Source organism: Microbacterium sp. EST19A (genome assembly GCF_019969685.1).
Taxonomy (GTDB): domain Bacteria; phylum Actinomycetota; class Actinomycetes; order Actinomycetales; family Microbacteriaceae; genus Microbacterium.
On record NZ_JAHXYZ010000001.1, the window covers coordinates 773,246 to 794,987 of the forward strand.

Sequence of the window (21,742 nt, forward strand, 5' to 3'; positions counted from 1 at the left end):
TCACGACGCCAGCGTCGCTCCGGGGATCGCCGCCAGCAGCTCCTTCGTGTACGGATGCTGCGGATCGTCGAAGATGCGCTCCGGCGTTCCGCTCTCCACCACGACTCCTCGCTGCATGACGTGCACCTCGTCGGAGATCATCCGCACGACGGCCAGGTCGTGGCTGATGAACAGGTAGCTGAGACCGAGACGGCGCTGGAGGTCGGCGAGCAGGTCGAGGATCTGCGCCTGCACCAGCACGTCGAGCGCCGACACCGCTTCGTCGAGCACGACGAGCTCCGGCTCGAGGGCGAGCGCCCGGGCGATGGCGACGCGCTGCCGCTGACCGCCGGACAGTTCGTGCGGCAGGCGCTCGGCCATGGCCGCGGGAAGCGCCACCTGCTCCAAGAGCTCCAGGACGCGCGCGTGCCGGGTGGCGACGGTGCCGATGCGGTGCACGCGCAGCGGTTCCGTGATCGACTGCTCGACGGTGTACCGCGGGTCGAGCGAGGCGTAGGGATTCTGGAACACCGGCTGGACGCGACGCCGCAGGGCGAACAGCTCCTTGCGCCGGAGCCCCGTCAGATCGAGACCGTCGAAGAGGATGGATCCGGAGGTGACGTCTTCGAGCCCCAGCACCATGTTCGCGGTCGTCGACTTGCCCGATCCCGACTCCCCCACGATCGATACGGTCGTGCCGCGTCGGATCGAGAAGCTCACGCCGTCGACGGCGGTGAAGCTCTGCGCCTCGCCGGGCTTCGGCGAGCGGAGCGCGAACTCCTTGCGCAGGTCCCGCGCCTCGACGAAAGGCGTCTCCGACGCGGCCGACTCCCGCTGCGGCAGAGGGTCGCGGCGGGACGCGAGACTGGGAGCCGCGGCGAGCAGCTGCTGGGTGTACTCGTGCTGCGGGTTGCCCAGCACCTCGGCCGAGGTGCCTTCTTCGACGATCTTGCCGCGGAACATCACGACGATGCGGTCGGCGCGCTCGGCGGCGAGCGCCAGGTCGTGCGTGATGAGGAAGACCGCGGTGCCGAGCTCGTCGGTCAGCTCGTCGAGCTGGTCGAGGATGCGGCGCTGCACCGTGACGTCGAGGGCCGAGGTCGGCTCGTCGGCGATGAGCAGCCGGGGCGTGCATGCGAGCCCCATGGCGATCAGCACGCGCTGGCGCATGCCTCCGGAGAACTCGTGAGGGTACTGACGGGCGCGGTTCGCGGCATCCGCGATCCCGACCATCTCGAGCAGTTCGACCACCCGGGCCGTCGTGGCGTCGCCCGTGGTGCGGCCGTGCACCTCGAGGGCTTCGCCGATCTGATCGCCGACGCGCATGAGCGGGTCGAGGTTCGACATCGGGTCCTGCGGGACGAGGCCGATCCCCGCGCCGCGCAGCGAGATCATCGCGTTCTCGCCCAGCTCGGTGACCTCGCGCCCGTCGAAGCGGATGCTGCCGGCGGTGATCACGCCGTTCTCCGGGAGGAGCCGGTTGACCGCCGCGGCGGTGGTGGACTTCCCGGATCCGGACTCGCCGACCACGGCGACGGTCTCCCCCGCGGCGACGTCGATGCTGACGTCGCTGATCGCGGTGACCAGCTCGGAGCCGGTCCGGAAGGCGACCGCGAGGCCCTTGATGCTCAGCACGGGCTCGGTGTTGCTCATGGTGTTCTCATTCCTTCGTCACGGGGTGTCTGGTCGCCCAGAAGTGCGGGGAGCGCCGATCGCCACAGCGCATCGGTCGTGGTCGGTTCCGCGGCCAGCAGGCGGTTGCTCAGCAGCACGGCAGCGGTGGCGGCGCCGGGGATGAGGGCGAGCGCGCATCCGGTGAAGCCGGGATGCCACAGCATCCGGTGTGCGCGGCCGTCGACGCGGACCGTCTCGCTGCGCCAGCCGAGCGCCTGGCCCGGGTCGGGTCCGTCGCGGAAGAGGTCGGCGACCACCTCCGGATGCCAGAGGTCGGGGTGCTCGTCGGGGGCGGCGAGCGCGGTGCCGAGCGTGAGCAGATCGTCGACGGTGCTGAACAGTCCGGCGTGCCCGGCGATGCCGTCGAACGCATGGAAGCAGTTGCCGTCGTTCGCGCGGCCGGTGATCTCCTCCTCGCGCCAGGCGAAGTGGCGCCGCGAGGTGAGGATCGGATAGGGCTCGCCCGTGGCCACCATGCGGCGCTCGGCGATGTCGCCGAGCGCGGTGGAGGCGACAGGCGACGCGACGGGGCCGTATCCGGTGCGGTCGAGCCCGAGAGGCGCGGTCACGAGCTCGCGCACCGCGGCATCCAGAGGCAATCCGGTGACGGCCGCGACGATGCGGCCGAGCAGCAGGAAGCCGAGGTCGGAGTAGTGGCGCCCCTCGTCGAGCGCGTAGCGCAGCGGGAGAGCATCCATCGCGGTGACGGGGTCGCGCGCGTCGAGGTAGAGCGGCTGCCATTCCCAGAGACCCGCGCGGTGCTGCAGCAGGTGCCGGAGCGTCGTCGGCGGCGCGCACGCGGTGCCCGGCAGGTAGCGCGAGACGAGGTCGTCGAATCGCAGGTCGCCGCGGCTCACCAGGCGGAGCAGCGCCGTCGTGGTCGCCGCCACCTTCGTCACCGAGGCCACGTCGAACGCGGTGTCCGTCGTGATCGGCGTTCCCGCGATGTCGGCGCGACCCCCGGCGGCCACGTCGCGCCCGGACGGCGAGGCGATGCCGACCACGGCGCCTCCGGGAGCGGAGCGCCCGGTGAGCACGGCGTCGACCGCGCGCACGGCGCTCATGCGCGCACCCCCGCGCGGACCCGGATGTCCGCGAGCACGTCGGGTTCGGCGTCGGCCGCGAGCGCATCGATGCGGAATCCTGGGCCGGCACCCAGCGCGATCACGCCGGCCTCCGAGCGGATGCCGCCGACCACCGGCGATCGCCGGAGCCAGAGCGCCGCGTCCATGTCGTGCACGACGTCGGGGGCGACCGCGGAAGCCAGGTGCGCGGCGGCGGTGACCCCGACATGCGACTCCATCATGCAGCCGATCACGACGCCGAGCCCGGCGACCCTGGCCGCCTCCGCCGCGACGACCGCCTCGGCGAGGCCGCCGGTCTTGGCGAGCTTGAGGTTCACGAGGGCCGCGGCGCCACGATCGGCGATCATCCGCACGTCGCGAGCCGTACGCACGGACTCGTCGGCCATGATCGGGGTGTCGACGGCGGCGGCGACCGCAGCGAGGTCATCGATGTCGTGCGCGGCGACGGGCTGCTCGACGAACTCGATCTCGAGACCCGCGTCCTCGAGGGCACGGATCACTCGGATCGCGCTCTCGGCGTCCCAGGCCTGGTTCGCATCGATGCGCAGCGTGATCGCGGGGCCGACGGCGGCGCGCACGGCTCGGAGCCCGGCGACCGTGTCCTGCGCGGCGGAGGCCTTGATCTTGAGACATCCGAAGCCGGCGGCGACGTGCTCCTCGGCCCGCGCCGCCAGCTCAGCAGGAGCGGCGGTGGAGAGCGTCATGTCGGTGCGGAGGCGCGACGGCGCCGCCGTGCCGTCCCTCCGGAGCAGACCCGCGACCGACGACCCGCGCTCCCGGGCCGCGAGATCCGCGACCGCGCATTCGACCGCGCTGCGGGCGGCCGCATTTCCCCAGACAGATGCCGCGATGTCGGCGGCGAGTGCCGGATCGCCCGCTTCCCGTCCGAGTACCGCGTCGCCGAGCGGTCCTGCCACCGCAGCGGCGACGCTCGGTGCGCTCTCCCCGGTGACGCGCCAGCTCGTCGCTGCCTCTCCCCAGCCGACACGGCCGTCGGCGTCGGTCGCCTCGACGAGCACCACGTCGAGGCGATCCGTGCGACGCACGGCCGTGACGAACGGTCGCACCAGCGGCGACGGCACCCGCAGCACCCGCAGCCTCTCCACGACGCTCATGCCCACTCCCTGCGCATCCGCTGCTCGGGCTCCCCGAACTCGGGCTGCGTGCGGGTCGCCCCGTCGGCGTGCCAGCCGCGCGATTCGTAGAAGCCGAGGGAGGGAGTGTTCGCCGCGAAGACCCAGAGGGTCGCGGCATCCGCTCCCGCGACGCGGAGCGCGTCGGTCGCGGCTGACAGCAGCGCCGTGCCGACCCCGCCGCCGTGCGCGCGCGGCGAGACGTACAGCGAGTGCACCGCGCCCTCTCCGGCCGTCGTGGCGTAGCGCGTGACGCCCACGATGTCGTCGTCGCGCTCCGCGACCAGCACCTCGCCGACCGGATCCGCCAGCACCCGGCGCCACAAGGCCTCGGCGCGCTCATCGGTCATGGCGTCGATCGCCGACTCGGGAAGGATGCCGCGGTAGCTCTCGCGCCAGCATCCCAGGAACACGCCGAGCACCCCGGACAGGTCGTCCGGGGTCGCGCGGCGCACCTCGAGGGTCACGATGCCGGAGCCTCCGTGAGAGTCAGGGAGTCGATGCCGGAGACAGGCTGCGGCATCACGAGCGGTCCCGAGCCCGGCGTGATCGTGCCGAGGATGCGCGGCTCCCTCGCCCCGGTGCCGCCGGGGACGATCGCCGAGACGCCGTGCATGGTGCACCATCCGATCAGCGCGAGGAGGATCGCCTCCTTGCTGTCGGCCGGGGCGCCGAGCTCGTCGGCGAGGACGACCTCGGTGCCGGGCAGAGCCGCGCGCAGTCCGTCGAGGATCAGCGGGTTGCGGCATCCGCCACCCGACACGGCGAGGAATCCGATGCCCGCTGCCGCCACATCGCGGGCGACGGTCTGCACCGTGAGCTCGGTCAGCGTGCGCACGACGTCTTCGACCGCGATCTCGCGCTCCTGCGCCGCGAGGTGCTCGTGCACGTAGCCGAGGTGGAAGTGCTCCTTGCCCGTGCTCTTCGGCGGGGTCAGTGCGTAGTACGGGTCGGCGAGCAGCGCCGCGAGGAGCGCCTCGTCGACGCGACCCGTGCGAGCGATCCGGGCGTCGTCGTCGTAGCCGAGCGGGTTGAGCGCATGTTCGACGATCACCGCGTCGACCAGGGCGTTCGCCGGCCCGATGTCGTAGGCGACGAGTCCGTCGGGGCGCACCACCGTCATGTTCGAGATCCCGCCGAGGTTCAGGGCCGCGGAGACGCCCGCGCGCGTGCGCAGCAGCAGCTCGTCGAGGAACGACACCAGCGGGGCGCCGTGCCCGCCGGCGGTGATGTCGCGGATGCGGATGTCGGAGACGACCGGAGCACCGACGCGTTCGGCGATCCAGGCCGGCTGACCGATCTGCAGGGTGCCGAGCGCGTGCGCGCCGTCGACCCAGTGATACACGGTCTGGCCGTGCGAGCACACGGCATCGACGCCGCCCACCTCGGCGGTGATGGCGGCAGCGACATCGGCGAACGCCTGTCCGATGAGCGTGTCGAGTTCGGCGACCTCGGCGAGCGTGGTCTGCGCCGGCGGAAGCGCCGCGATCAACCGCGTGCGCAGCTCCGGAGCGTAGGGCACGCTCGTCGACGCGAGAACCGTGCCCTGCAGAGCGACACCCGATGCCGAAGAGGCGTCGCCCGCCGCGAAGTCCACGACAGCGGCATCGATCCCGTCGTGCGAGGTGCCGGAGATGAGTCCCAGGACGCGCATCAGTTCTCCTCCAGTGCTGCCCGCAGCCGACCCTCGGCGGCGGTGATCCGTGCGGTGGCCGCGGCGAGGTCTTCGCCGCGGCGGAGCATGATCGACGCGATCTTCACGTCGTATCCCGCCGATTCGAGCGCGCCCACCGCGGCGTCCCGATCGACGTCGGCGATCGACTGCACCATGCGGGTGGCGCGCTCACGGAGCTTGTGGTTCGTCGCCTTCACGTCGACCATCAGGTTGCCGTAGGCCTTGCCGTTCCGCACCATGACGATCGTCGAGAACATGTTGAGGACCAGCTTCTGCGCGGTGCCCGACTTCAGGCGCGTCGACCCGGAGAGCACCTCGGGTCCGACCTCGACCTCGATGCCGTGCTCCGCGGCCGCGCTGAGCACGGTGCCCGTGTTGCAGGAGAGTCCGACGGTCAGTGCGCCGCGCTCACGCGCCCGCCGGATCGCCGCGACCACGTACGGCGTGCGGCCGCTCGAGGCGATGCCGATCACGGTGTCGAGCGGACCGATGCCCGCCTCGTCGATCGCCCCCGCCCCGGCCTCCGCGTCGTCCTCGGCGCCCTCGACCGGATTCACGATCGCTCCCGGCCCGCCGGCCATGATCGCGAACACGAGCTCGGGCGGGGTGCTGAACGTCGGCGGGCACTCCGAGGCGTCGACGACGCCGATGCGGCCCGGTGTGCCCGCGCCCACGTAGACGAGCCGTCCGCCGCGTGCCATGCGCGCAGCGGTCGCCTCGATCGCCGGCACGATCTCGGGGAGGGCGCGCTGCACGGCACCGGGCACCGTCGCATCCGCGTCGTTCATGGTCTGCGCGAGTTCCGCCACGCTCATGAGATCGAGCTCCGCATAGCGCGGGTCGCTGGCTTCGGTGGCGAGTGCGCCGAGATCCTCCATGGTCATCGCTTCCCCCGGTTCCGCGGGTCGAGGCTGTCGCGCAACCCGTCGCCGAGCAGGTTCAGGCCCACGACGAGGAGCACCACGACGACGCCGGGCGCGATCATCGTCCACGGCGCGATCGTCAGGAGCGTGCGGGCCTCGAAGATCATCGATCCGAGCGACGGCGCCGGTGGCGGGGTGCCCAGGCCGAGGAAGCTCAGCGACGCCTCGGTCAGCACAGCCCAGGACAGCGAGAGCGTGACCTGCACGATGATGATCGAGGTGATGTTCGGCAGCACGTGCCGGAACATCGTGGCCATGCGACTCTGCCCGGTGCTCTTGGCCGCCTTGACGTACTCGACCTCGCGGAGCGAGAGAACCGGGCCGCGCGTCACCCGGATGAAGATCGGCACGTACACGATCGCGATGGCGACGGCGATCGTGAACCAGTTGCGCTCGAAGACCGAGGCGAGCGAGAGGGCCAGCAGCAGCGGAGGGAACGCGAACAGCACGTTCGTGACCGCCGTGATGGCACCGTCGGAGAACCCGCGGTAGAAGCCGGCGATCAGACCGCAGACCGTGCCGACGATCGTGGCGAAGGCGACCGCGACCAGCGAGATCAGCGCGGAGTTCGCGACGCCGGCGGCGACCCGCGAGAACACGTCGCGACCGAACTGGTCGGTGCCGAACCAGTGCACGGCCGACGGGGGCTGCAGGCGCGACGGCGGGTCCTGCGCGAGCGGGTCGAACGGCAGCACCCCGAACGCCGAGACGATGCTGAGCAGCGCGAGCAGCACCACGATGATGAGCCCGGTGAGCCCGCTGCGACTGCGCAGCAGCAGCCGCACGCGCTCCATGGTGCGTCCGCCGCCGGGAGCGAGGGCCGGGGTCTGAGAGATGTCGGTCATGCGGCACGCACCCGGGGATCGATGACCCGGTACAGCAGGTCGGTGAGCAGGTTGACGATGACGAAGGCGAGAGCGATCACGAGCACCGTGCTCTGTACGAGCGCGTACTCCTTCTGCTGGATGCCGAGCAGCACCTGGCGGCCGATGCCCGGGAGCGAGAAGATCTGCTCCACCACCACAGCACCGCCGAGCAGGTAGCCGAACTGCAGACCGGTCATGGTGACGATCGGCACGAGCGCGTTGCGCAGCACGTGACCGATCTGCAGCCGGCGCGGAGGCACGCCCTTCGCCCGCGCGGTGCGGATGAAGTCGTTCGAGCGGATCTCGAGCACCGCTGTCCTCGTGGTGCGCATGATCGGAGCGGCGATGCCGAAGCCCAGCACGATCGACGGCAGCAGCATCTGCTGGAGGTTCAGCAGCGGGTCCTGGAACAGCGTGACGAAGCCCTGCCCGTTGGGGTTGAACCCGAACGACGATGCCAGGACGGCGAGGAGCGCCGTGCCGAGGAGGAACGCGGGGATGGAGAGCCCCGCGAGACCGACGACCTGGCCGAATCCGTCACGCACCGAGTCGGGCTTGGAGGCAGACAGCATGCCGAGCGGGATGCCGATGGCCAGGGCGAGCACGATCGAGAAGACCGCGAGTTCGAGGGTGACGGGCAGGGCGGCGGCGGTGAGGTCGAGAACGCTGGTCTGCGCCCGCGACGAGAACCCGAGATTGCCCGTGAAGATGTTGCCGAGCCAGGAGAAGAACTGCACGATGAGCGGCTGGTCGAGACCGTAGTAGGCCTCGAGGGCGGCGCGCTGGGCCGGGGTGAGGGACGCGGCCTCGGTGCCGAGGCCCGCACTGATCTGATCGCCGGGGATGGCGCGCAGCATCAGGAAGACGAAGACGGCCACGCCGAAGAGCGTGCCGAGGGCTGCGAGGATGCGGCGCAGCACCGTGTTGCGGAGGATCTGTCTGAACATTCGCGTGTGAGGGCCTGTCGTCAGGGAGGGAGGGGGCGCGGTCCGGCCGCGCCCCCTCGATCCGCTACTTGATGGAGGTCGTCCGCAGGTACTGCAGCGAACCGTTCACCATCGGAACGAAGCCGTCGACGGTCGATGCCGTCGCGGTGTACGTGTAGCTGGTGAAGAGCCAGATCCACGGCGCGTTGTCCTCGAGGTCCTCGGAGACCTGCGCGTAGATGTCCTTGCGCTCATCGGCATCCGCCGTCTGACGTCCCTCGGCGAACAGCGAGTCGAGCTCGGGAGAGGAGTAGCCGGCGACAGTGTTCAGGTTTCCGGTGCTGGTGAAGTAGCGACCGTACATGCCGTCGGGGTCGGGGCGTCCGCCGTTGAGGGCGACGGCGGCGTCGAAGTCGCCGGCGATCCAGCGGTCGACGTAGGCGCCCGACTCGAGCACCTCGATCTCGAGGGTGATGTCGGCGTCGGCCAGCTGCGCCTTGAGGTTCTGCGCCTCGTTCACCGAGGTGGCGTACTCGCCCTGCGAGACGATCGTCTGGATGGTGACGCCGTCCTCCTTGCCCGCCTTCTTCAGGTACTCGGCGGCCTTGTCGAGGTCGCGCTCGGGGCACGGCCGCGCGTCGGGGTCGGACTTGTACGCCGGCGACGTGATGGGACCTGTGACCTCGCCCTCGCCGAGAGCGGCGGTGTCGAGCACCTCCTGGCGGTCGATCGCGCACTGGATCGCGAGGCGCACGTTGACGTCGGCGAGGTCGCCGCGCGTCGCGTTGAGCTGCAGCGCGTGGTAGCTGAGCTGCGGCGTGGTCGCGACCTCGACGTTCGCGCCCTCGGCGGTCTGCGCGACGAGCGGGTCGTCGAACACGGCGAGCTGCACGTTGCCGGACTGCATGGCCGAGACGATAGAGGACTCGTCGGGGATGACGCGGAATTCGACCGTGTCGAGCAGTGCGGTATCGCCCCAGTAGTCGTCGTTCTTCGCCAGCGTGAGCGACTGGCTCGGCGTGCGGTCCTCGAGCACGAACGGACCGGTGCCGTTCGGCGTCGTGTTCAGCGCCTCCTCGGTGTCGTCCGAGGAGAGCATGGCCATGTTGATCACGGCGAGGTTGGCGGGGAGCGCGGCATCCGGGGCGCTGAGCGTCAGCGTCACGGTCGACTCATCGGTGGCCTCGACGGCCGCGACCGACGCGAGTGAGCTGCGCGCCACGGCGGCGGTGGCCTCGAGGGCGATCGCGTCGAGCGAGTACTTCACGTCTTCCGAGCCGAACGTGCTGCCGTCGGCGAAGGTGACGCCCTCGCGGAGGTGCAGGGTCACGGTGAGCCCGTCCTCCGACACATCCCACGACTCGGCGAGGCCCGGGACGACCTCGAGCTTCTCGTCGAACTCGGTGAGGGTGCCGTAGAGGTTCTGCAGCACGTTGACGGCCTGGAACTGCGTCGCCTTCCAGGGGAAGAGCGTGTCCGGGTCGCTGGTGACGCCGATGACGAGGTCGCCGCCGGCGGCGCCCTCGGACGGGGACGGTTCGGATGCCGGGGCGGAACACCCGGACAGGACGAGGGCCAGGACGGCGCCCGTCGCGGTGAGAGCGCCCAGGGACGCCCGCCGTGCTGTGCTCATTGCTGATTCCTCCTGCTGGCTGGGACGCGTCGCCATGGCGTCGGGGAGGCCTTTCGCCTGCTCGCCCGCGAACATCGTCGATCTTGGTTGTACCAAAAGTACACGAAAGTCACTTCTGATGTAACAGAAGTTCCTCTAGTGTTATGAAACATCGATCGGAGACCTCCATGCCCCATCACGCCGCCCTCGACGATGCCGGCGGGCACCCCGTTCTCGTGCGCATGCGCGCGATCCGTCCCGAGCTGCGCCCCAGCGAGCAGCGGATCGCCGACCTCTTCCTCGCGCAGCCGGCGGAGACGGCGGGGCTGTCGATCGCCGAGCTCGCCCAGCGCTGCGACACCTCGACGACCTCGGTGGTGCGCTTCTGCAAGCGGCTCGGGTACGACCACGTGCGCGAACTGCGCAACCACGTGCTGCGCGACGTGGAGCGCGAGACGTTCGACACGGCGGCCCTTCCCGACGTCTCCGGTGACATCGACCGCAACGACACGCTGACCGACATCGTCGCGAAGGTGTCGCTCGCCGAGACGCTCTCCCTCGCCGACACCGCGAAGGTGCTCGACACCGACGCGCTGCGCGCCGCCGTCGACGCGATCAACGCCTCCACGCGGGTCGACATCTTCGGCGTCGGCGCGAGCTCGATCGTCGGTCTCGACCTGCAGCGCAAGCTCACCCGCATCGGCCGCACGGCCTTGGATTGGTCCGATCCGCACGCGGCGTGGACGTCGGCGGCCACGCTGGGACCGGGCAACGTCGCGATCGCGGTCTCGCACAGCGGCTCCACGACCGACACGATCGAGTTCCTGCTGCTTGCCCGACGGGCAGGGGCGACGACGATCGCGATCACCAATCACGCCGGCGCCGCGCTCGCCGATCAGGCCGACATCGTGCTCACCACGGCCGCACGCGAGACGGGCTTCCGCTCGGGAGCACTCGGCAGCCGGATCGCCCAGCTCATGGTCGTCGACTGCATCTTCATCGGCGTCGCCCAGTCCAACTACGACCGCTCGATGGAGGCGCTGCGCGACACGTATGCGGCCGTGCACCGCGTCAGAGCAGGCGGCGCGTGACACGCACGCGCAACCGGACGGCGCTCTTCGCCGCCTTCGCCAGCCTCGGGGTCACCGCCGCGTTCGTGCCCGCCGCGCTCCCCTCAGCGGAGCGGATGCTGTCGGCCGAGCTCAGCGCCGCCGTGCCGGCACTGTTCGCCGGGTTGCTCGTCGGCGTGCTCCTCTCCGGACCGCTGCTCGTGCGTCGCCCGCCGAGAGTGACGTTGATCCTCGGCAGCGCACTCCAGGCGGCCGCCCTCGTCGCCGCGGCGTGGGCGGGGCATCCGGCGGTCTTCCTCGGCGCGGCCGCGATAGCCGGACTCGGGTTCGGGCTCGTCGAGGCCGCGGGTTCGGTGGCGGCCAAGGCGGCGGCGACCGGCAGCGCGACCGGGATGCTGAGTGCGCTCATGGGCACCGTGGCCGTCTGCGCCGCACTCACGCCGCTCGCCGTGGCCGCCGGATCCGAGGCGCTGCCCATGCTCAGCATCCTCGCGGTCGTCCCGCTCGTGACGATCGTCCTCCTCGCCGGAGGGCGCGAGCCATCGGCATCCGCGTCCGACATGCCGGTGCGACGTGACGCGCGGGCACTGCTCCCGCTCCTGCCGTTCGCGGTCGCGCTCCCGCTGTACGTCGGCGTCGAGACGGTGCTCTCCGGATGGTCGGCCGTCATACCCGAGCGGGCGCTGGCGCTGGATCCTGCTGCCGCGGCCCTCGGGACCTCCGTCTTCTGGGCGCTGATGGCCGTCGGTCGATTCGGAGCCGCCGGGCTGCGGCGTCGCGCGGTCTCGCCGGTCACGATCCTCGCCGTCGGCACGATCGGCGCGGCCTGCCTGATGGCCACGGCCGGAATGCTGGTGGGCGGATTCCCAGTGGGCGCGCTCGCCGCGCTCGCGGCATCCGTCGTTCTCCTCGCACCGAGCTACGGCCTGATCGTCGGACTCGCCCTCGATCGACTCGACGCTGCCCGGAGCGCCGCCGTGACGGGAGCCCTCGTGGCATGCGGGGCCGTCGGCGGCACGTTCGTCCCGAGCCTCGTGCTGCTGGTCGGCCGCGACCCGGCATCGAGCACGACGCTGATCATCTCGGCTGCGCTGTGCGCCGTCGTTCCGGTGCTGGTGCTCGTTGCGGCGCGGGTGGGGAGACGTGCACCAACCCGGCCCTGACGGCCCGACTACTCCTCCACGATCGCGCATCTCCCCGGGATGTTCACCGATACCGATATACAGCGCTTCCGCCGCGGAGAAACAGCGTAGTTTCGCTGGCGAACCCGTCGTTCGCATCGCAGACTGGAGCCGTGTACGTGTCCATCGAAACCCTGACGATCGTGCTCAGCGCGGTCGGCATCGTGCTGACCCTCGGCGCGAGCCTCTTCACCGGCTTCACCTGGGTTGTGCGTCACGTCGACGACCGGATCTACGCCGTCGAAGAGAAGCTCACGACACGCATCGACGCCGTTGAAGAGAAGCTCACCACACGCATCGACGCCGTCGAAGAGAAGCTCACCACACGCATCGACGCCGTCGAAGAGAGACTCACCACACGCATCGACGCCGTCGATCTGAAGCTCGCCACGCGCATCGACAGCCTCGCGGTCGAGGTCGTCGACGTGAAGATCGCGATCGCGCGGCTCGAAGGTCCCCCTCGTCAGCTCGCGACCGCGTCTCGCTGAGACCCGGGCACGGTTGCCGACGTCTGCGCCGCTAGCGCAGGACGAGCGCGGCCGCGCCGATCAGTGGACCCTCATCGCCCAACCCGGAACGCACGACCCTCGCCTTGCGGGAGTACTCGTGCGCGGCGTTCGCGGTGAGTGCCTGCTGCACGAGGTCGATGTAGTCGGGCGAGACGCGCGAGAATCCTCCGCCGATGGCGACCGTGTCGAGGTCGACGAGGGTCGCGGCATCGGCCAGCGCCTCTCCCACCGCCTTCGCCGAGCGCTCGATCGCGGCGCGCGCGACGGCGACTCCCGCGGCGGCGTCCCGGGCGAGGTCTTCGCCGGTCGCGCCGCTCCAGCCCTGCTGCTGCGCCCAGGCGGCACTCGCGGGGCCGGAGGCGATCTCCTCGAGTGTCAGGCCGCCCTCACGGCGCACCTGGCCCAGGTGACCGGCGTTGCCGGTGGCGCCGGGGATGTACGCGCCGTTCACGACGAAGCCGCCGCCGACACCCGTCGAGACGACGATCGACAGCGAGGCACCGGCATCCTGCGTGGCACCGAGCCACGACTCGGCGAGCGCGAGAGCTCCGCCGTCGTGGCCGAGCACGGTCGGCACCTCGCGGCCCAGACCGGCGGATGCCGCCTCGCGCACGGCCGCGGCCAGACCGAAGCCCCGCGCCAGAGGCATGTTCACGGGCATGATCGCGCCGGCGATGCGGTCGATCGGTCCGGCGCTTCCCGCACCCGCGCCCACGATCTCGGCGCCCTCCGGCAGAGCGGCGAGCGCATGCGCGACGATCGCCTGCACGGCGGCGGTCAGCGACTCGAAGGTCGCCTCACGCCCGGTCGCCTGCCTGCTGCGGCTGCCCGCGACGAGCGCGCCGTCTTCGCCGACGAGCGCGGCCTCCATCTTGGTGCCGCCCACATCGACGGCCAGGGCGTAGCTCGTCACTGCGGGTCGAGCCCGAGGTCGTCGAGGTCGAAGGCCGCGCGCCATTCGAGGCCTTCCGCTTCGATCGCGGCCTGCGCACCGGTCTTGCGGTCGACGATCACGGCGACGGCGACGATCTCGGCCCCCTCGCGACGCAGGGCCTCGACGGCCTTGAGTGCGGACTGCCCGGTGGTGGAGGTGTCTTCCAGCACGACGACGCGCTTGCCCTTGACGTCGGCGCCCTCGATCTGACGGCCGCGGCCGTGGTCCTTCGGCTCCTTGCGCACGACGAACGCGTCGAGCGGACGATCGGCTGCGACGGAGGCGTGCAGCACCGAGTTCGCGATCGGGTCGGCACCGAGGGTGAGCCCTCCGACCGCGACGATGTCGAGGTCGCCGATGAGGTCGAGCATGATGCGCCCGATCGCGGGAGCGGCCCGGTGATCGAGTGTCAGCTTGCGCATATCGACGTAGTACGTCGCCTTCTTGCCACTGGAGAGGGTGAAGTCGCCGTGGAACACCGCCTCGTCCTTGATCAGGTCGAGAAGGGTCTGACGGTCTGCGTCGAGTGCGGTCACGGCATCCAGTGTAGAAGGCACGGTTGGACCTGCTTCGCTCGATGTCATATGATTCCGTCATGCGGAAGTTCGCATTCGCTCTGTGAATAGTTGAGATCGAGAAGAGGAGACGTCATGTCTACCCACCGCCAGATCGCCGCGATCAACTACGAGACGGCCGCGCGCGCCGTCGCCATCGCCATGGAAGTGGGCGAGAGCCACGGGGTGAAGACCGTCATCGCCGTCGCCGATCCCTCGATGACTCTCATCGCCTACGGGATGACCGACGGCGCCACCCCGCACAGCGCCGAGACCAGCCGCCGCAAGGCCGCGACCTCGGCATCCACCCGTCGCCGCACCGGGATGATCCCGGAAGCGCTCAGCATCACCCTGCCCCTCGCCACCGGCAGCACGCTCACGACCGTCGACGGGGGCGTGCCGATCTTCTTCGACGACGTGCACGTCGGCGGACTGGGAGTGGCCGGGGGAACGCCCGTGCAGGATGCCGAGATCGCACTGGAGACCCTGCAGCGCCTCGGCGCCCGAACAGAAGGAATGCTGAAATGACGTCGTATCTCACCCGTGCCGACCTTTCGGTGGCCGCACCGATCGTCGAGTTCGCCGAGGCCTCGCTCGCCGACGCCGGACGCGACTCCGAGGCGTTCTGGACCGGCGTGAGTGCGATCATCCATGATCTCGGCCCCCGCAACGCGCAGCTCCTGCAGCGGCGCGACGAGCTGCAGCAGCGCATCGACGCTTTCCATCGGGCGAACCCCGGAGCCCCCGACCGGGACGCGTACCGGGCGCTGCTCACCGAGATCGGGTACCTCGCACCCGACCCGGGCGCCGTCTCGATCACGACCGAGGGCGTCGACCCCGAGATCGCGACGATGGCCGGGCCCCAGCTCGTGGTGCCGCTGCTGAACGCCCGCTTCGCCCTCAACGCGGCGAACGCCCGCTGGGGTTCGCTGTACGACGCCCTGTACGGCACCGATGCGATCGATCAGAGCGGGGATCTCGCGCCGGGAAGCACGCACAATCCCCTGCGCGCGGCGGCCGTCGTCGCCCGGGGCCGGGATCTGCTCGACGAGATCGCCCCGCTCACCGAGGGCTCGCACCGCGAGGCGATCGGCTACCGCGTCGACAGCGAAGGGCTGGGGATCCGCACGCGCGACGGCGACCGTCGCCTGTCCGCTCCCGAGGGTTTCATCGGCTTCACCGGCGAAGACGACGCCCCCACCGCCGTGCTGCTGCGCCACCACGGACTGCACGCCGAGATCGTGATCGATCACGACGGCGCGATCGGACGCACCGAGGAGGCCGGGGTGCAGGACATCCTGCTCGAGTCGGCGCTCACGGCGATCCTCGATCTGGAGGACTCCGTCGCCGCGGTCGACGCCGACGACAAGGCCCTGGGCTACCGCAACTGGCGCGGGTTCATGGACGGCACGCTCACCGAGTCGGTCACCAAGGGCGGACGCACCTTCACGCGGGAGCTCGCCCCCGACCGCTCTTACCGCACGGTCGATGGCGGCGAGGTGACCCTCCCCGGCCGCGCCGTGCTGTTCGTGCGCAACGTCGGACACCTCATGCGCACCGACGCCGTGCTCGACCGCGACGGCGAGCCGACGTTCGAGGGCATCCTCGACGCGATCATGACCGCGCTGGGCAGCATCCCCGAGCTCGAAGGACCGGACGGCGGACGCAACTCGCGCACCGGTTCGATGTACATCGTCAAGCCCAAGATGCACGGCCCCGAGGAGGTCGCCTTCGCCGCTGAACTGTTCGGCCGGGTCGAGACCCTGCTCGGCCTGCCGCCCCGCACGATGAAGGTCGGCATCATGGACGAGGAGCGCCGCACCTCGGTGAACCTCAAGGCCGCCATCGCGGCGGCATCCGATCGCGTCGTCTTCATCAACACGGGGTTCCTCGATCGCACCGGAGACGAGATCCACACGTCGCTGCACGCCGGGCCCTTCCTGCCCAAGGCCCAGATCAAGGCGCGCCCGTTCATGGCGGCGTACGAGGCACGCAACGTCGCGATCGGCCTGGCCGCCGGACTCGACGGACGGGCGCAGATCGGCAAGGGCATGTGGGCGGAGCCCGACCTGATGCACGACATGCTCGAGAAGAAGATCGCGCACGTCCGCTCCGGGGCCTCCACCGCGTGGGTCCCCTCCCCGACCGCGGCCACGCTGCACGCGCTGCACTACCACCAGGTCGATGCGTTCGCGGTGCGGGAGACGCTCCCCCCGGTCGATGAGAGCGCACTGGACCTGCTGCTCACGCCGCCGCTCGCCGGAGACGGAGACCTCACGCCCGAGATCGTCGCCGACGAGATCGACAACAACGTGCAGTCGATCCTCGGGTACGTCGTGCGCTGGATCGATCAGGGCATCGGCGTCTCGAAGGTGCCCGACATCCACGGCGTCGGTCTCATGGAAGACCGGGCGACGCTGCGCATCTCGAGCCAGCTGCTGGCCAACTGGCTCGCGCACGGCGTCATCACCGAGGAGCAGATCGACGACAGTCTGCGGCGCCTGGCGCCGGTCGTCGACGCGCAGAACGCCGGCGATGCGGCCTACGAACCGCTGGCGTTCGCCGAGGGTGAGCAGCCCGGGATCGCCTACACCGCGGCCCGGCGCCTGATCGTCGAGGGCGCGGTGCAGCCGAGCGGATACACCGAGCCGCTGCTGCACGGTCTCCGGCGCGAGAAGAAGGCGGAGCAGGCGGCCGCTGTCGGAGCCCGCAACTAGGCTGGACGCATGCGCTTGGCCACCTGGAACGTCAACTCCATCCGCACCCGTGTCACCCGCACCGTCGAGTTCGCCGTGCGCGAAGACATCGACGTGCTGGCGATGCAGGAGATCAAGTGCAAGCCCGAGCAGTTCCCGTACGGCCCGTTCGAAGAAGCCGGGTACCACGTCGAGGTGCACGGCCTGAATCAGTGGAACGGCGTCGCGATCGCGAGCCGTCTGCCGATCACCGACGTGCGCACCGCGTTCGACGGGATGCCGGGCTTCGCGAAGGGGCATGAGGGGCCGGATGCTCCGCTCGAGGCTCGCGCGCTCGGCGTGATGGTCGAGGGAGTCCGGGTCTGGAGCCTGTACGTGCCCAACGGCCGCTCGCTCGAAGACCCGCACCTCGCGTACAAGCTGCACTGGCTCGAGGCGCTGCGGAACTCCACGGCGGCCGAGCTCGCGGCGAACCCCGAGCTGCCGCTCGCCCTGGTCGGCGACTTCAACATCATCCCCTTCGACCAGGACAACGGCGACCCCGACATCGTGGTCGGCCGTTCCACACACGTCTCGCCGCCGGAGCGTGACGCGTTCTTCGCGTTCGCCGACGCAGGCGTGACCGACGTGGTTCGTCCGCTGATCCCCGAGGGCTTCACGTACTGGGACTACCAGCGGCTGAAGTTCCCGCGCAACGAGGGCGTGCGCATCGACTTCGTGCTCGGTTCGCGCACGTTGGCGGATGCCGTCACGGGCGCGTCGATCCACCGCAACGAGCGCAAGGGCGAGCAGCCCAGCGACCACGTGCCGGTGGTCGTCGACCTCGACCTCGGCGGCACCGAGGACGACGACGACATGCCGATGATCTTCTCCTGACGCCCGCCGGTCGTTGAGCGAGCGAAGCGAGACGAAACGCCATGACGAAATGCGCCTGATCGCCACCGATCTCGACGGCACGCTGCTCGACTCTTCGGCGCAGGTCTCCCCGCGCACGCGCGGTGCGTTGGATGCGGCGCGTGATCGCGGCATCCATGTCGTCCCGGTGACGGCCCGCCAGCCGATCGGCCTGCGTGCGATCGCGGCGGATGCGGCGTTCGACGAGTGGGCGCTGTGCAGCAACGGCGCGTACGCCGTGCACCTGACCGACGGACGGATGCTGTTCGCCGAAGAGCTGCCGGCCGACACGATCCGCACGCTCGCCGAGGCGCTGCGCGCCAGCATCCCCGGCCTGCTGTTCGCGAGCGTGCGCGATGCCGGGGAGACGTTCGTGGCGCAGCACGGCTATGCCGAGATCGCAGACCTGGCCGACCACAAGCGCGCCCCGGAGACGATGGGCGGCGTCGCTTTCGATGACGTCGTGTCCGCACCGAGCGTGAAGTTCGTGATCCGGCATCCCGAACTCGCGCCGAGCGCCATGTTCGAGACGCTGCAGTCGCTGGGTCTCACCGGTTTCGAGGCGACGCTGTCGGGCGCCCCGTTCGTCGAGGTCATGGCCGAGGGCGTCACCAAGGCGACCGGTCTCGCCCGCCTCTGCGAGCACCTCGGCATCGACCGCACGGATGTCGTAGCCTTCGGCGATGCGCTCAACGACGTCGAGATGCTCCGCTGGGCCGGTCACGGCGTCGCCATGGCCGGTGCGGAGGATGTCGTGCAGGATGCTGCGGACGAGACGACCGCGTCGAACGACGACGACGGAGTCGCGCGGGTCATCGAGCGGATGCTCGGCTGACGAACGGGCCTCGTCTAGAAGATGCCGACCGCGTACAAGACGACGCTGAGTCCGATGAGGACCATCACGACACCGACCTCGATGATTCGGGCGGGCGTGTCGAACTTCACCGATCTCGAGATCGACGAGTTGCCGATCTTTTTCGCCCTGCTCGCGATTCCCCGGTGAATCTGCTTGCGGAGGACGATCACGCCCAAGCCGAGGACGATGATCAGCACGCCGACGATGATCATCCGAAGTCCGACGAATCCTGCTTATCGTCCCGGGGCTCCTGGAATCCAGGTGGAACGCTACTCAGATGCATATGCGAACGACTCCAAAACCGCGTTCACCTCGTCGTCGATGACGAGGAGCAGGAACGATTCCGTGTCGAAGATCGAGTGGATGACCATTCGCACCTCGCCGGCGAGCAACACCACATCCGGTTCGGATAGCGGACCAGCCGGCGGGTGAAACGCGTGACCACCCGTATTTGCGCAGACGAACGCATTCAACGGATAACCTGAGGCTCCGGTCCGGACCAGCCGCGTCAGGTCGCCGGGAGCCGACTGCAGGTCGACCCAACGAATGACTCTGTCATCGACGTACGAGACTCCTTCGAGTCTCGGATCACCGCGTCGTGCAAGATCGTCGTCGACCACGAGGATGCCGTCAAAGGCTGCGGCGAGACTCTGAAGGAACCTCCCCAGAAGGAGATCCGCCTCGCCGATCTGTGCAGAATGCGAGAAGTCAGCGACGTCGATGCTCTCCCGATCTCGAGGGAGGATCGCATATGCGCGCACCTGTTCGCCTTCGAACCGGGCGGCCACCTGCCTGGAGAAACGAGACCCCAGGTCGAGGGATTCCCTCGACCAGTTGACGCCTTTGTCTCGCGGAATCGGGGCCCACGACCCATAAACGTTCATAGGATCACCATTCCGACGGGACTCTCCCGCCATCAGCAGTCAGCCGCTTCTCCCTCAGTCTTGAGGTAACTCACGACCAGATCCACACCCATCTCCAGAGCCGGATCACGCCAGTAGAGACTGACATCGACGGTTCCGAATCCAGTGCCGGTTTCCTGGCGCAAATCCCAATCCTGATAGAGATAGATGCTCCCAGCTGGATCGGGGTCGGATGGAACAGACTCCTCCCAGGTGATCGGAATCGTCGCCGGCCAATTCTTCGCGTCGAAGTTGTACCTGAGGCCTTCATATTCCGTGTCGGGTCCACACAGCATGAACGACCCGGTGTGGTCTTCGTTCAACTTCAAGAACGAGGCACCATCCGTCGATGCCCACTGACCGACGTGGCTCGGCGGTTCGTCATTGCGAGCGATTTGAGCGCATCCAGCCATCAGCGCTGGCATCGCCGCAAGAGACGATGCCAGCAGTGCCGCTGTCGCGCCCCGCCTCGCACGATTAGCCATTCATGCACACCGACCAGTTGAAATGCGGAATCGGGACTGACGCTCCACGAACGCGCATAGCCGCGCAGCTCGTCCTCAGCCCTGCGCCCGCCGCCGCCGCCGCACGAGGGTCAGCCCCGCGAACAGCAGCATCAGACCGGCCATCGCTGCAACCACCGGCGCATCCGACCCGGTGCTCGCAAGCGCGCCGCCGGTTCTGCCGGTGTTGGCGCCGCCCGAGCCAGTGCTGGCTGCGGCGGTGACGCTCAATGCCGCGGTCGCGACCACCGTCGTGCCGGAGAGGGCGACGAGCGTGTGGGCGCCTGCCGGAGCGCTGGCCGGGATCTTGAACGACCCCTTCAGCACACCGCCTCCATCGGCCGTCAACGTGCCGAGCGCGATCGGGTCGGAGTGCAGCTCGAACGCGATCTTCGCTCCGGGCTCGAAGCCGGTGCCGGAGACGGTCACGTCGCCACCGGCGACGATCGTGCCGGTCGACAGAGTGAGCGCGGGCGTGGGTTCGGGTTCGGTTTCGGGGTCAGGATCGAGCGTGAAGTCGATCCCCTGAACGATCTCATCGGGCGAGAGCGAGATGGGCGTGGCCTCGGTGGCCGTCGCGACACCGTCGAAGTACTGCGTCACCGGCGGCGTGCCGTCCTTGAACGTGGCGGTTGCCTGCAGAGTGTAGGTACCTTTCTGCAGCAGCAGGGAGTATGCCCCCGTGCCCGCATCGGCGCGCTTATTCGCCACCTCCACGCCATCGCTCCATGCCTGCACGGAGACCTCAGCCGGCTTGTCGGACTCCACGGTTACGGTGCCGCTGACGGCAGCGATCTTGTCGAGCACCGCGTCGATGCCGTCCACCTCTTCACCGGCCGAGACCGTGAACTCGGTAGCCGTGTCCCAGACTGCGGCATCCTCCCAGTACTCCTCAGCCAGGCCGGTGGACCGGAAGAGCACCTTATACGTTCCCGCCGGAACGCCCACGCGGTACTGGCCGTTGCTGTCGGTGTAGTTGAACTCGATGTCGAACCGTCCATCGACTTCGTAGATCGAGACCATGGAGAACAGCGGCTGTTGGTCTACTGCCCTTGTCACCGTGCCGCTGATGAACCCTGCGACGACGAGAGCCGCGTCGACTCCGGCCACGGTCTGCTGCTCCACGACGTCGACGCTCGTCGCGAACGACCAGCTGTACTCGTTCTTCCAGTACTGAGACAGCAGTGCAGCATCTGGCGAGCCGAACCTCACCCGGTACGAGCCGGCCGGCAGGCCACCGAGGTCGTACTCGCCGGCGGCATCGGTCTCGGTCGAGCCGACGATCTCGTTGTTCGCATCGAGAGCCGACACCGTCACGTCCGGCAGGGCCGTTCCGTCGTCCTCGCGGGTGACCACGCCGCTGATGCCACCTCCGACTTCGAGTGCCGCGTCCACCGCGGTGACCGCCGTGCCGTCAGCGATCACGATCGCCGTCGCCCGGGAGTAGTCGAACGTGTTCTCCCAGTACTCGCGCTTCAGGTCAGTGCCGTCCGGCATGAACGTCACGACGTACGAGTCGGCTGCGAGTCCGGTCAGCGTGTATCCGCCCGCGGCATCGGTGGTGGTCGACCCCCAGCCCCCTGCCTGCCCGGACGCCGTGATCGTGACACCGACGACGGGCGCGCCGTCGTCGGCACGCGTCACGGTTCCAGAGATGGTGCCCGGCACCGCCGCATCGTCGGCGGAGGCCGCCGTCACGCCACCCAGGGCCAGCGCGAAGGCCGCCATCCCGCCGAGCACAGCTCGCATCATTCCGCGTCGTCGCGTCAT

General features: G+C 69.7%; 22 protein-coding genes. 7 read left to right on the forward strand and 15 right to left on the reverse strand.

All coding sequences use genetic code 11. The features are described 5' to 3' along the window. The 9 genes from LC452_RS03880 to LC452_RS03920 all read right to left on the reverse strand — a co-directional run bounded on the left by LC452_RS03880 (window position 1) and on the right by LC452_RS03920 (window position 9,894). Window positions 1–1,632 (reverse strand): ABC transporter ATP-binding protein, encoded by a 1,632-nt coding sequence (locus LC452_RS03880; RefSeq protein WP_223622708.1) that lies wholly within the window; start codon window positions 1,630–1,632, stop codon window positions 1–3. Beyond that, window positions 1,629–2,717 (reverse strand): serine hydrolase, encoded by a 1,089-nt coding sequence (locus tag LC452_RS03885; protein ID WP_223622709.1) that lies wholly within the window; start codon window positions 2,715–2,717, stop codon window positions 1,629–1,631. Before LC452_RS03885 ends, LC452_RS03880 begins: the two co-directional genes overlap by 4 nt. After that, window positions 2,714–3,853, reverse strand: a complete 1,140-nt coding sequence (locus LC452_RS03890; protein WP_223622710.1) for a mandelate racemase/muconate lactonizing enzyme family protein — start codon at window positions 3,851–3,853, stop codon at window positions 2,714–2,716. The genes LC452_RS03885 and LC452_RS03890 overlap by 4 nt, the downstream gene beginning before the upstream one ends. Further along, a complete protein-coding gene (locus LC452_RS03895) occupies window positions 3,850–4,338 on the reverse strand; it encodes a GNAT family N-acetyltransferase (protein WP_223622711.1) in 489 nt (162 codons plus the stop codon). The genes LC452_RS03890 and LC452_RS03895 overlap by 4 nt, the downstream gene beginning before the upstream one ends. Then, the gene (locus tag LC452_RS03900; RefSeq protein ID WP_223622712.1) at window positions 4,335–5,525 is read right to left on the reverse strand and encodes an anhydro-N-acetylmuramic acid kinase; all 1,191 of its coding nucleotides are present in this window, start codon (window positions 5,523–5,525) and stop codon (window positions 4,335–4,337) included. Before LC452_RS03900 ends, LC452_RS03895 begins: the two co-directional genes overlap by 4 nt. Beyond that, complete coding sequence (gene murQ / locus LC452_RS03905) at window positions 5,525–6,430, reverse strand: N-acetylmuramic acid 6-phosphate etherase (protein ID WP_223622713.1); 906 nt, start codon at window positions 6,428–6,430, stop codon at window positions 5,525–5,527. Before murQ ends, LC452_RS03900 begins: the two co-directional genes overlap by 1 nt. Then, window positions 6,427–7,314 (reverse strand): ABC transporter permease, encoded by an 888-nt coding sequence (locus tag LC452_RS03910; RefSeq protein ID WP_223622714.1) that lies wholly within the window; start codon window positions 7,312–7,314, stop codon window positions 6,427–6,429. Before LC452_RS03910 ends, murQ begins: the two co-directional genes overlap by 4 nt. Next, on the reverse strand, window positions 7,311–8,282 hold the full coding sequence (locus LC452_RS03915) for an ABC transporter permease (protein WP_223622715.1): 972 nt from the start codon (window positions 8,280–8,282) through the stop codon (window positions 7,311–7,313). Before LC452_RS03915 ends, LC452_RS03910 begins: the two co-directional genes overlap by 4 nt. Window positions 8,283–8,346: 64 nt before the next feature. Continuing rightward, window positions 8,347–9,894 (reverse strand): ABC transporter substrate-binding protein, encoded by a 1,548-nt coding sequence (locus tag LC452_RS03920; RefSeq protein ID WP_223622716.1) that lies wholly within the window; start codon window positions 9,892–9,894, stop codon window positions 8,347–8,349. Between the two features lie 167 nt (window positions 9,895–10,061). On the opposite strand from LC452_RS03920, the gene LC452_RS03925 reads away from it, so the two are divergent. The 3 genes from LC452_RS03925 to LC452_RS03935 all read left to right on the forward strand — a co-directional run bounded on the left by LC452_RS03925 (window position 10,062) and on the right by LC452_RS03935 (window position 12,612). After that, window positions 10,062–10,964, forward strand: a complete 903-nt coding sequence (locus tag LC452_RS03925) for a MurR/RpiR family transcriptional regulator (protein ID WP_223622717.1) — start codon at window positions 10,062–10,064, stop codon at window positions 10,962–10,964. After that, window positions 10,961–12,106: a sugar MFS transporter gene (locus LC452_RS03930; RefSeq protein WP_223622718.1), complete on the forward strand. Its 1,146-nt coding sequence runs from the start codon at window positions 10,961–10,963 to the stop codon at window positions 12,104–12,106. Before LC452_RS03925 ends, LC452_RS03930 begins: the two co-directional genes overlap by 4 nt. A gap of 137 nt (window positions 12,107–12,243) precedes the next feature. After that, the gene (locus tag LC452_RS03935) at window positions 12,244–12,612 is read left to right on the forward strand and encodes an apolipoprotein A1/A4/E family protein (protein ID WP_223622719.1); all 369 of its coding nucleotides are present in this window, start codon (window positions 12,244–12,246) and stop codon (window positions 12,610–12,612) included. Between the two features lie 31 nt (window positions 12,613–12,643). Here the strand turns inward: LC452_RS03935 and LC452_RS03940 are convergent, their stop codons facing one another. Together LC452_RS03940 and pyrE are read right to left on the reverse strand one after the other, a co-directional pair. Continuing rightward, window positions 12,644–13,546 carry an ROK family protein gene (locus tag LC452_RS03940; protein WP_223622720.1) on the reverse strand — a complete coding sequence of 301 codons (903 nt, stop codon included), beginning with the start codon at window positions 13,544–13,546 and terminating at the stop codon, window positions 12,644–12,646. Beyond that, window positions 13,543–14,151 (reverse strand): orotate phosphoribosyltransferase, encoded by a 609-nt coding sequence (gene pyrE, locus LC452_RS03945; protein WP_223622721.1) that lies wholly within the window; start codon window positions 14,149–14,151, stop codon window positions 13,543–13,545. Before pyrE ends, LC452_RS03940 begins: the two co-directional genes overlap by 4 nt. Before the next feature lie 66 nt (window positions 14,152–14,217). On the opposite strand from pyrE, the gene LC452_RS03950 reads away from it, so the two are divergent. Genes LC452_RS03950 through LC452_RS03965 form a run of 4 tightly spaced genes read left to right on the forward strand, consistent with a single transcriptional unit; the run spans window position 14,218 to window position 18,546 of the window. After that, a complete protein-coding gene (locus tag LC452_RS03950; RefSeq protein ID WP_223622722.1) occupies window positions 14,218–14,649 on the forward strand; it encodes a heme-binding protein in 432 nt (143 codons plus the stop codon). Further along, on the forward strand, window positions 14,646–16,838 hold the full coding sequence (locus LC452_RS03955; RefSeq protein ID WP_223622723.1) for a malate synthase G: 2,193 nt from the start codon (window positions 14,646–14,648) through the stop codon (window positions 16,836–16,838). Before LC452_RS03950 ends, LC452_RS03955 begins: the two co-directional genes overlap by 4 nt. Window positions 16,839–16,847: 9 nt before the next feature. Continuing rightward, on the forward strand, window positions 16,848–17,693 hold the full coding sequence (locus LC452_RS03960; protein ID WP_223622724.1) for an exodeoxyribonuclease III: 846 nt from the start codon (window positions 16,848–16,850) through the stop codon (window positions 17,691–17,693). Window positions 17,694–17,742: 49 nt separating this feature from the next. Beyond that, on the forward strand, window positions 17,743–18,546 hold the full coding sequence (locus LC452_RS03965) for a Cof-type HAD-IIB family hydrolase (protein ID WP_223622725.1): 804 nt from the start codon (window positions 17,743–17,745) through the stop codon (window positions 18,544–18,546). Window positions 18,547–18,560: 14 nt separating this feature from the next. Here the strand turns inward: LC452_RS03965 and LC452_RS03970 are convergent, their stop codons facing one another. The 4 genes from LC452_RS03970 to LC452_RS03985 all read right to left on the reverse strand — a co-directional run bounded on the left by LC452_RS03970 (window position 18,561) and on the right by LC452_RS03985 (window position 21,724). After that, a complete protein-coding gene (locus LC452_RS03970; protein ID WP_223622726.1) occupies window positions 18,561–18,779 on the reverse strand; it encodes a hypothetical protein in 219 nt (72 codons plus the stop codon). A 57-nt stretch (window positions 18,780–18,836) separates the two neighbouring features. Then, complete coding sequence (locus LC452_RS03975) at window positions 18,837–19,451, reverse strand: hypothetical protein (protein WP_223622727.1); 615 nt, start codon at window positions 19,449–19,451, stop codon at window positions 18,837–18,839. 32 nt (window positions 19,452–19,483) lie between these two features. Next, entirely contained in the window at window positions 19,484–19,894 is a 411-nt protein-coding gene (locus LC452_RS03980) for a hypothetical protein (protein WP_223622728.1), read from the reverse strand. 135 nt (window positions 19,895–20,029) lie between these two features. Continuing rightward, entirely contained in the window at window positions 20,030–21,724 is a 1,695-nt protein-coding gene (locus LC452_RS03985) for a collagen binding domain-containing protein (protein WP_223622729.1), read from the reverse strand. Window positions 21,725–21,742 lie beyond the last annotated feature (18 nt).

Bases quoted from the DNA above. Each gene is read 5' to 3' on its own strand.
- LC452_RS03910 (WP_223622714.1), bottom strand. From the start codon at position 7,314: ATGACCGACATCTCTCAGACCCCGGCCCTCGCTCCCGGCGGCGGACGC.
- LC452_RS03920 (WP_223622716.1), bottom strand. From the start codon at position 9,894: ATGAGCACAGCACGGCGGGCGTCCCTGGGCGCTCTCACCGCGACGGGC.
- LC452_RS03980 (WP_223622728.1), bottom strand. From the start codon at position 19,894: ATGCCAGCGCTGATGGCTGGATGCGCTCAAATCGCTCGCAATGACGAA.
- LC452_RS03965 (WP_223622725.1), top strand. From the start codon at position 17,743: ATGCGCCTGATCGCCACCGATCTCGACGGCACGCTGCTCGACTCTTCG.
- LC452_RS03915 (WP_223622715.1), bottom strand. From the start codon at position 8,282: ATGTTCAGACAGATCCTCCGCAACACGGTGCTGCGCCGCATCCTCGCA.
- LC452_RS03885 (WP_223622709.1), bottom strand. From the start codon at position 2,717: ATGAGCGCCGTGCGCGCGGTCGACGCCGTGCTCACCGGGCGCTCCGCT.
- LC452_RS03985 (WP_223622729.1), bottom strand. From the start codon at position 21,724: ATGATGCGAGCTGTGCTCGGCGGGATGGCGGCCTTCGCGCTGGCCCTG.
- pyrE (WP_223622721.1), bottom strand. From the start codon at position 14,151: ATGACATCGAGCGAAGCAGGTCCAACCGTGCCTTCTACACTGGATGCC.
- LC452_RS03955 (WP_223622723.1), top strand. From the start codon at position 14,646: ATGACGTCGTATCTCACCCGTGCCGACCTTTCGGTGGCCGCACCGATC.
- LC452_RS03890 (WP_223622710.1), bottom strand. From the start codon at position 3,853: ATGAGCGTCGTGGAGAGGCTGCGGGTGCTGCGGGTGCCGTCGCCGCTG.
- LC452_RS03960 (WP_223622724.1), top strand. From the start codon at position 16,848: ATGCGCTTGGCCACCTGGAACGTCAACTCCATCCGCACCCGTGTCACC.
- murQ (WP_223622713.1), bottom strand. From the start codon at position 6,430: ATGACCATGGAGGATCTCGGCGCACTCGCCACCGAAGCCAGCGACCCG.
- LC452_RS03975 (WP_223622727.1), bottom strand. From the start codon at position 19,451: ATGAACGTTTATGGGTCGTGGGCCCCGATTCCGCGAGACAAAGGCGTC.
- LC452_RS03880 (WP_223622708.1), bottom strand. From the start codon at position 1,632: ATGAGCAACACCGAGCCCGTGCTGAGCATCAAGGGCCTCGCGGTCGCC.
- LC452_RS03950 (WP_223622722.1), top strand. From the start codon at position 14,218: ATGTCTACCCACCGCCAGATCGCCGCGATCAACTACGAGACGGCCGCG.
- LC452_RS03925 (WP_223622717.1), top strand. From the start codon at position 10,062: ATGCCCCATCACGCCGCCCTCGACGATGCCGGCGGGCACCCCGTTCTC.
- LC452_RS03970 (WP_223622726.1), bottom strand. From the start codon at position 18,779: ATGATCATCGTCGGCGTGCTGATCATCGTCCTCGGCTTGGGCGTGATC.
- LC452_RS03900 (WP_223622712.1), bottom strand. From the start codon at position 5,525: ATGCGCGTCCTGGGACTCATCTCCGGCACCTCGCACGACGGGATCGAT.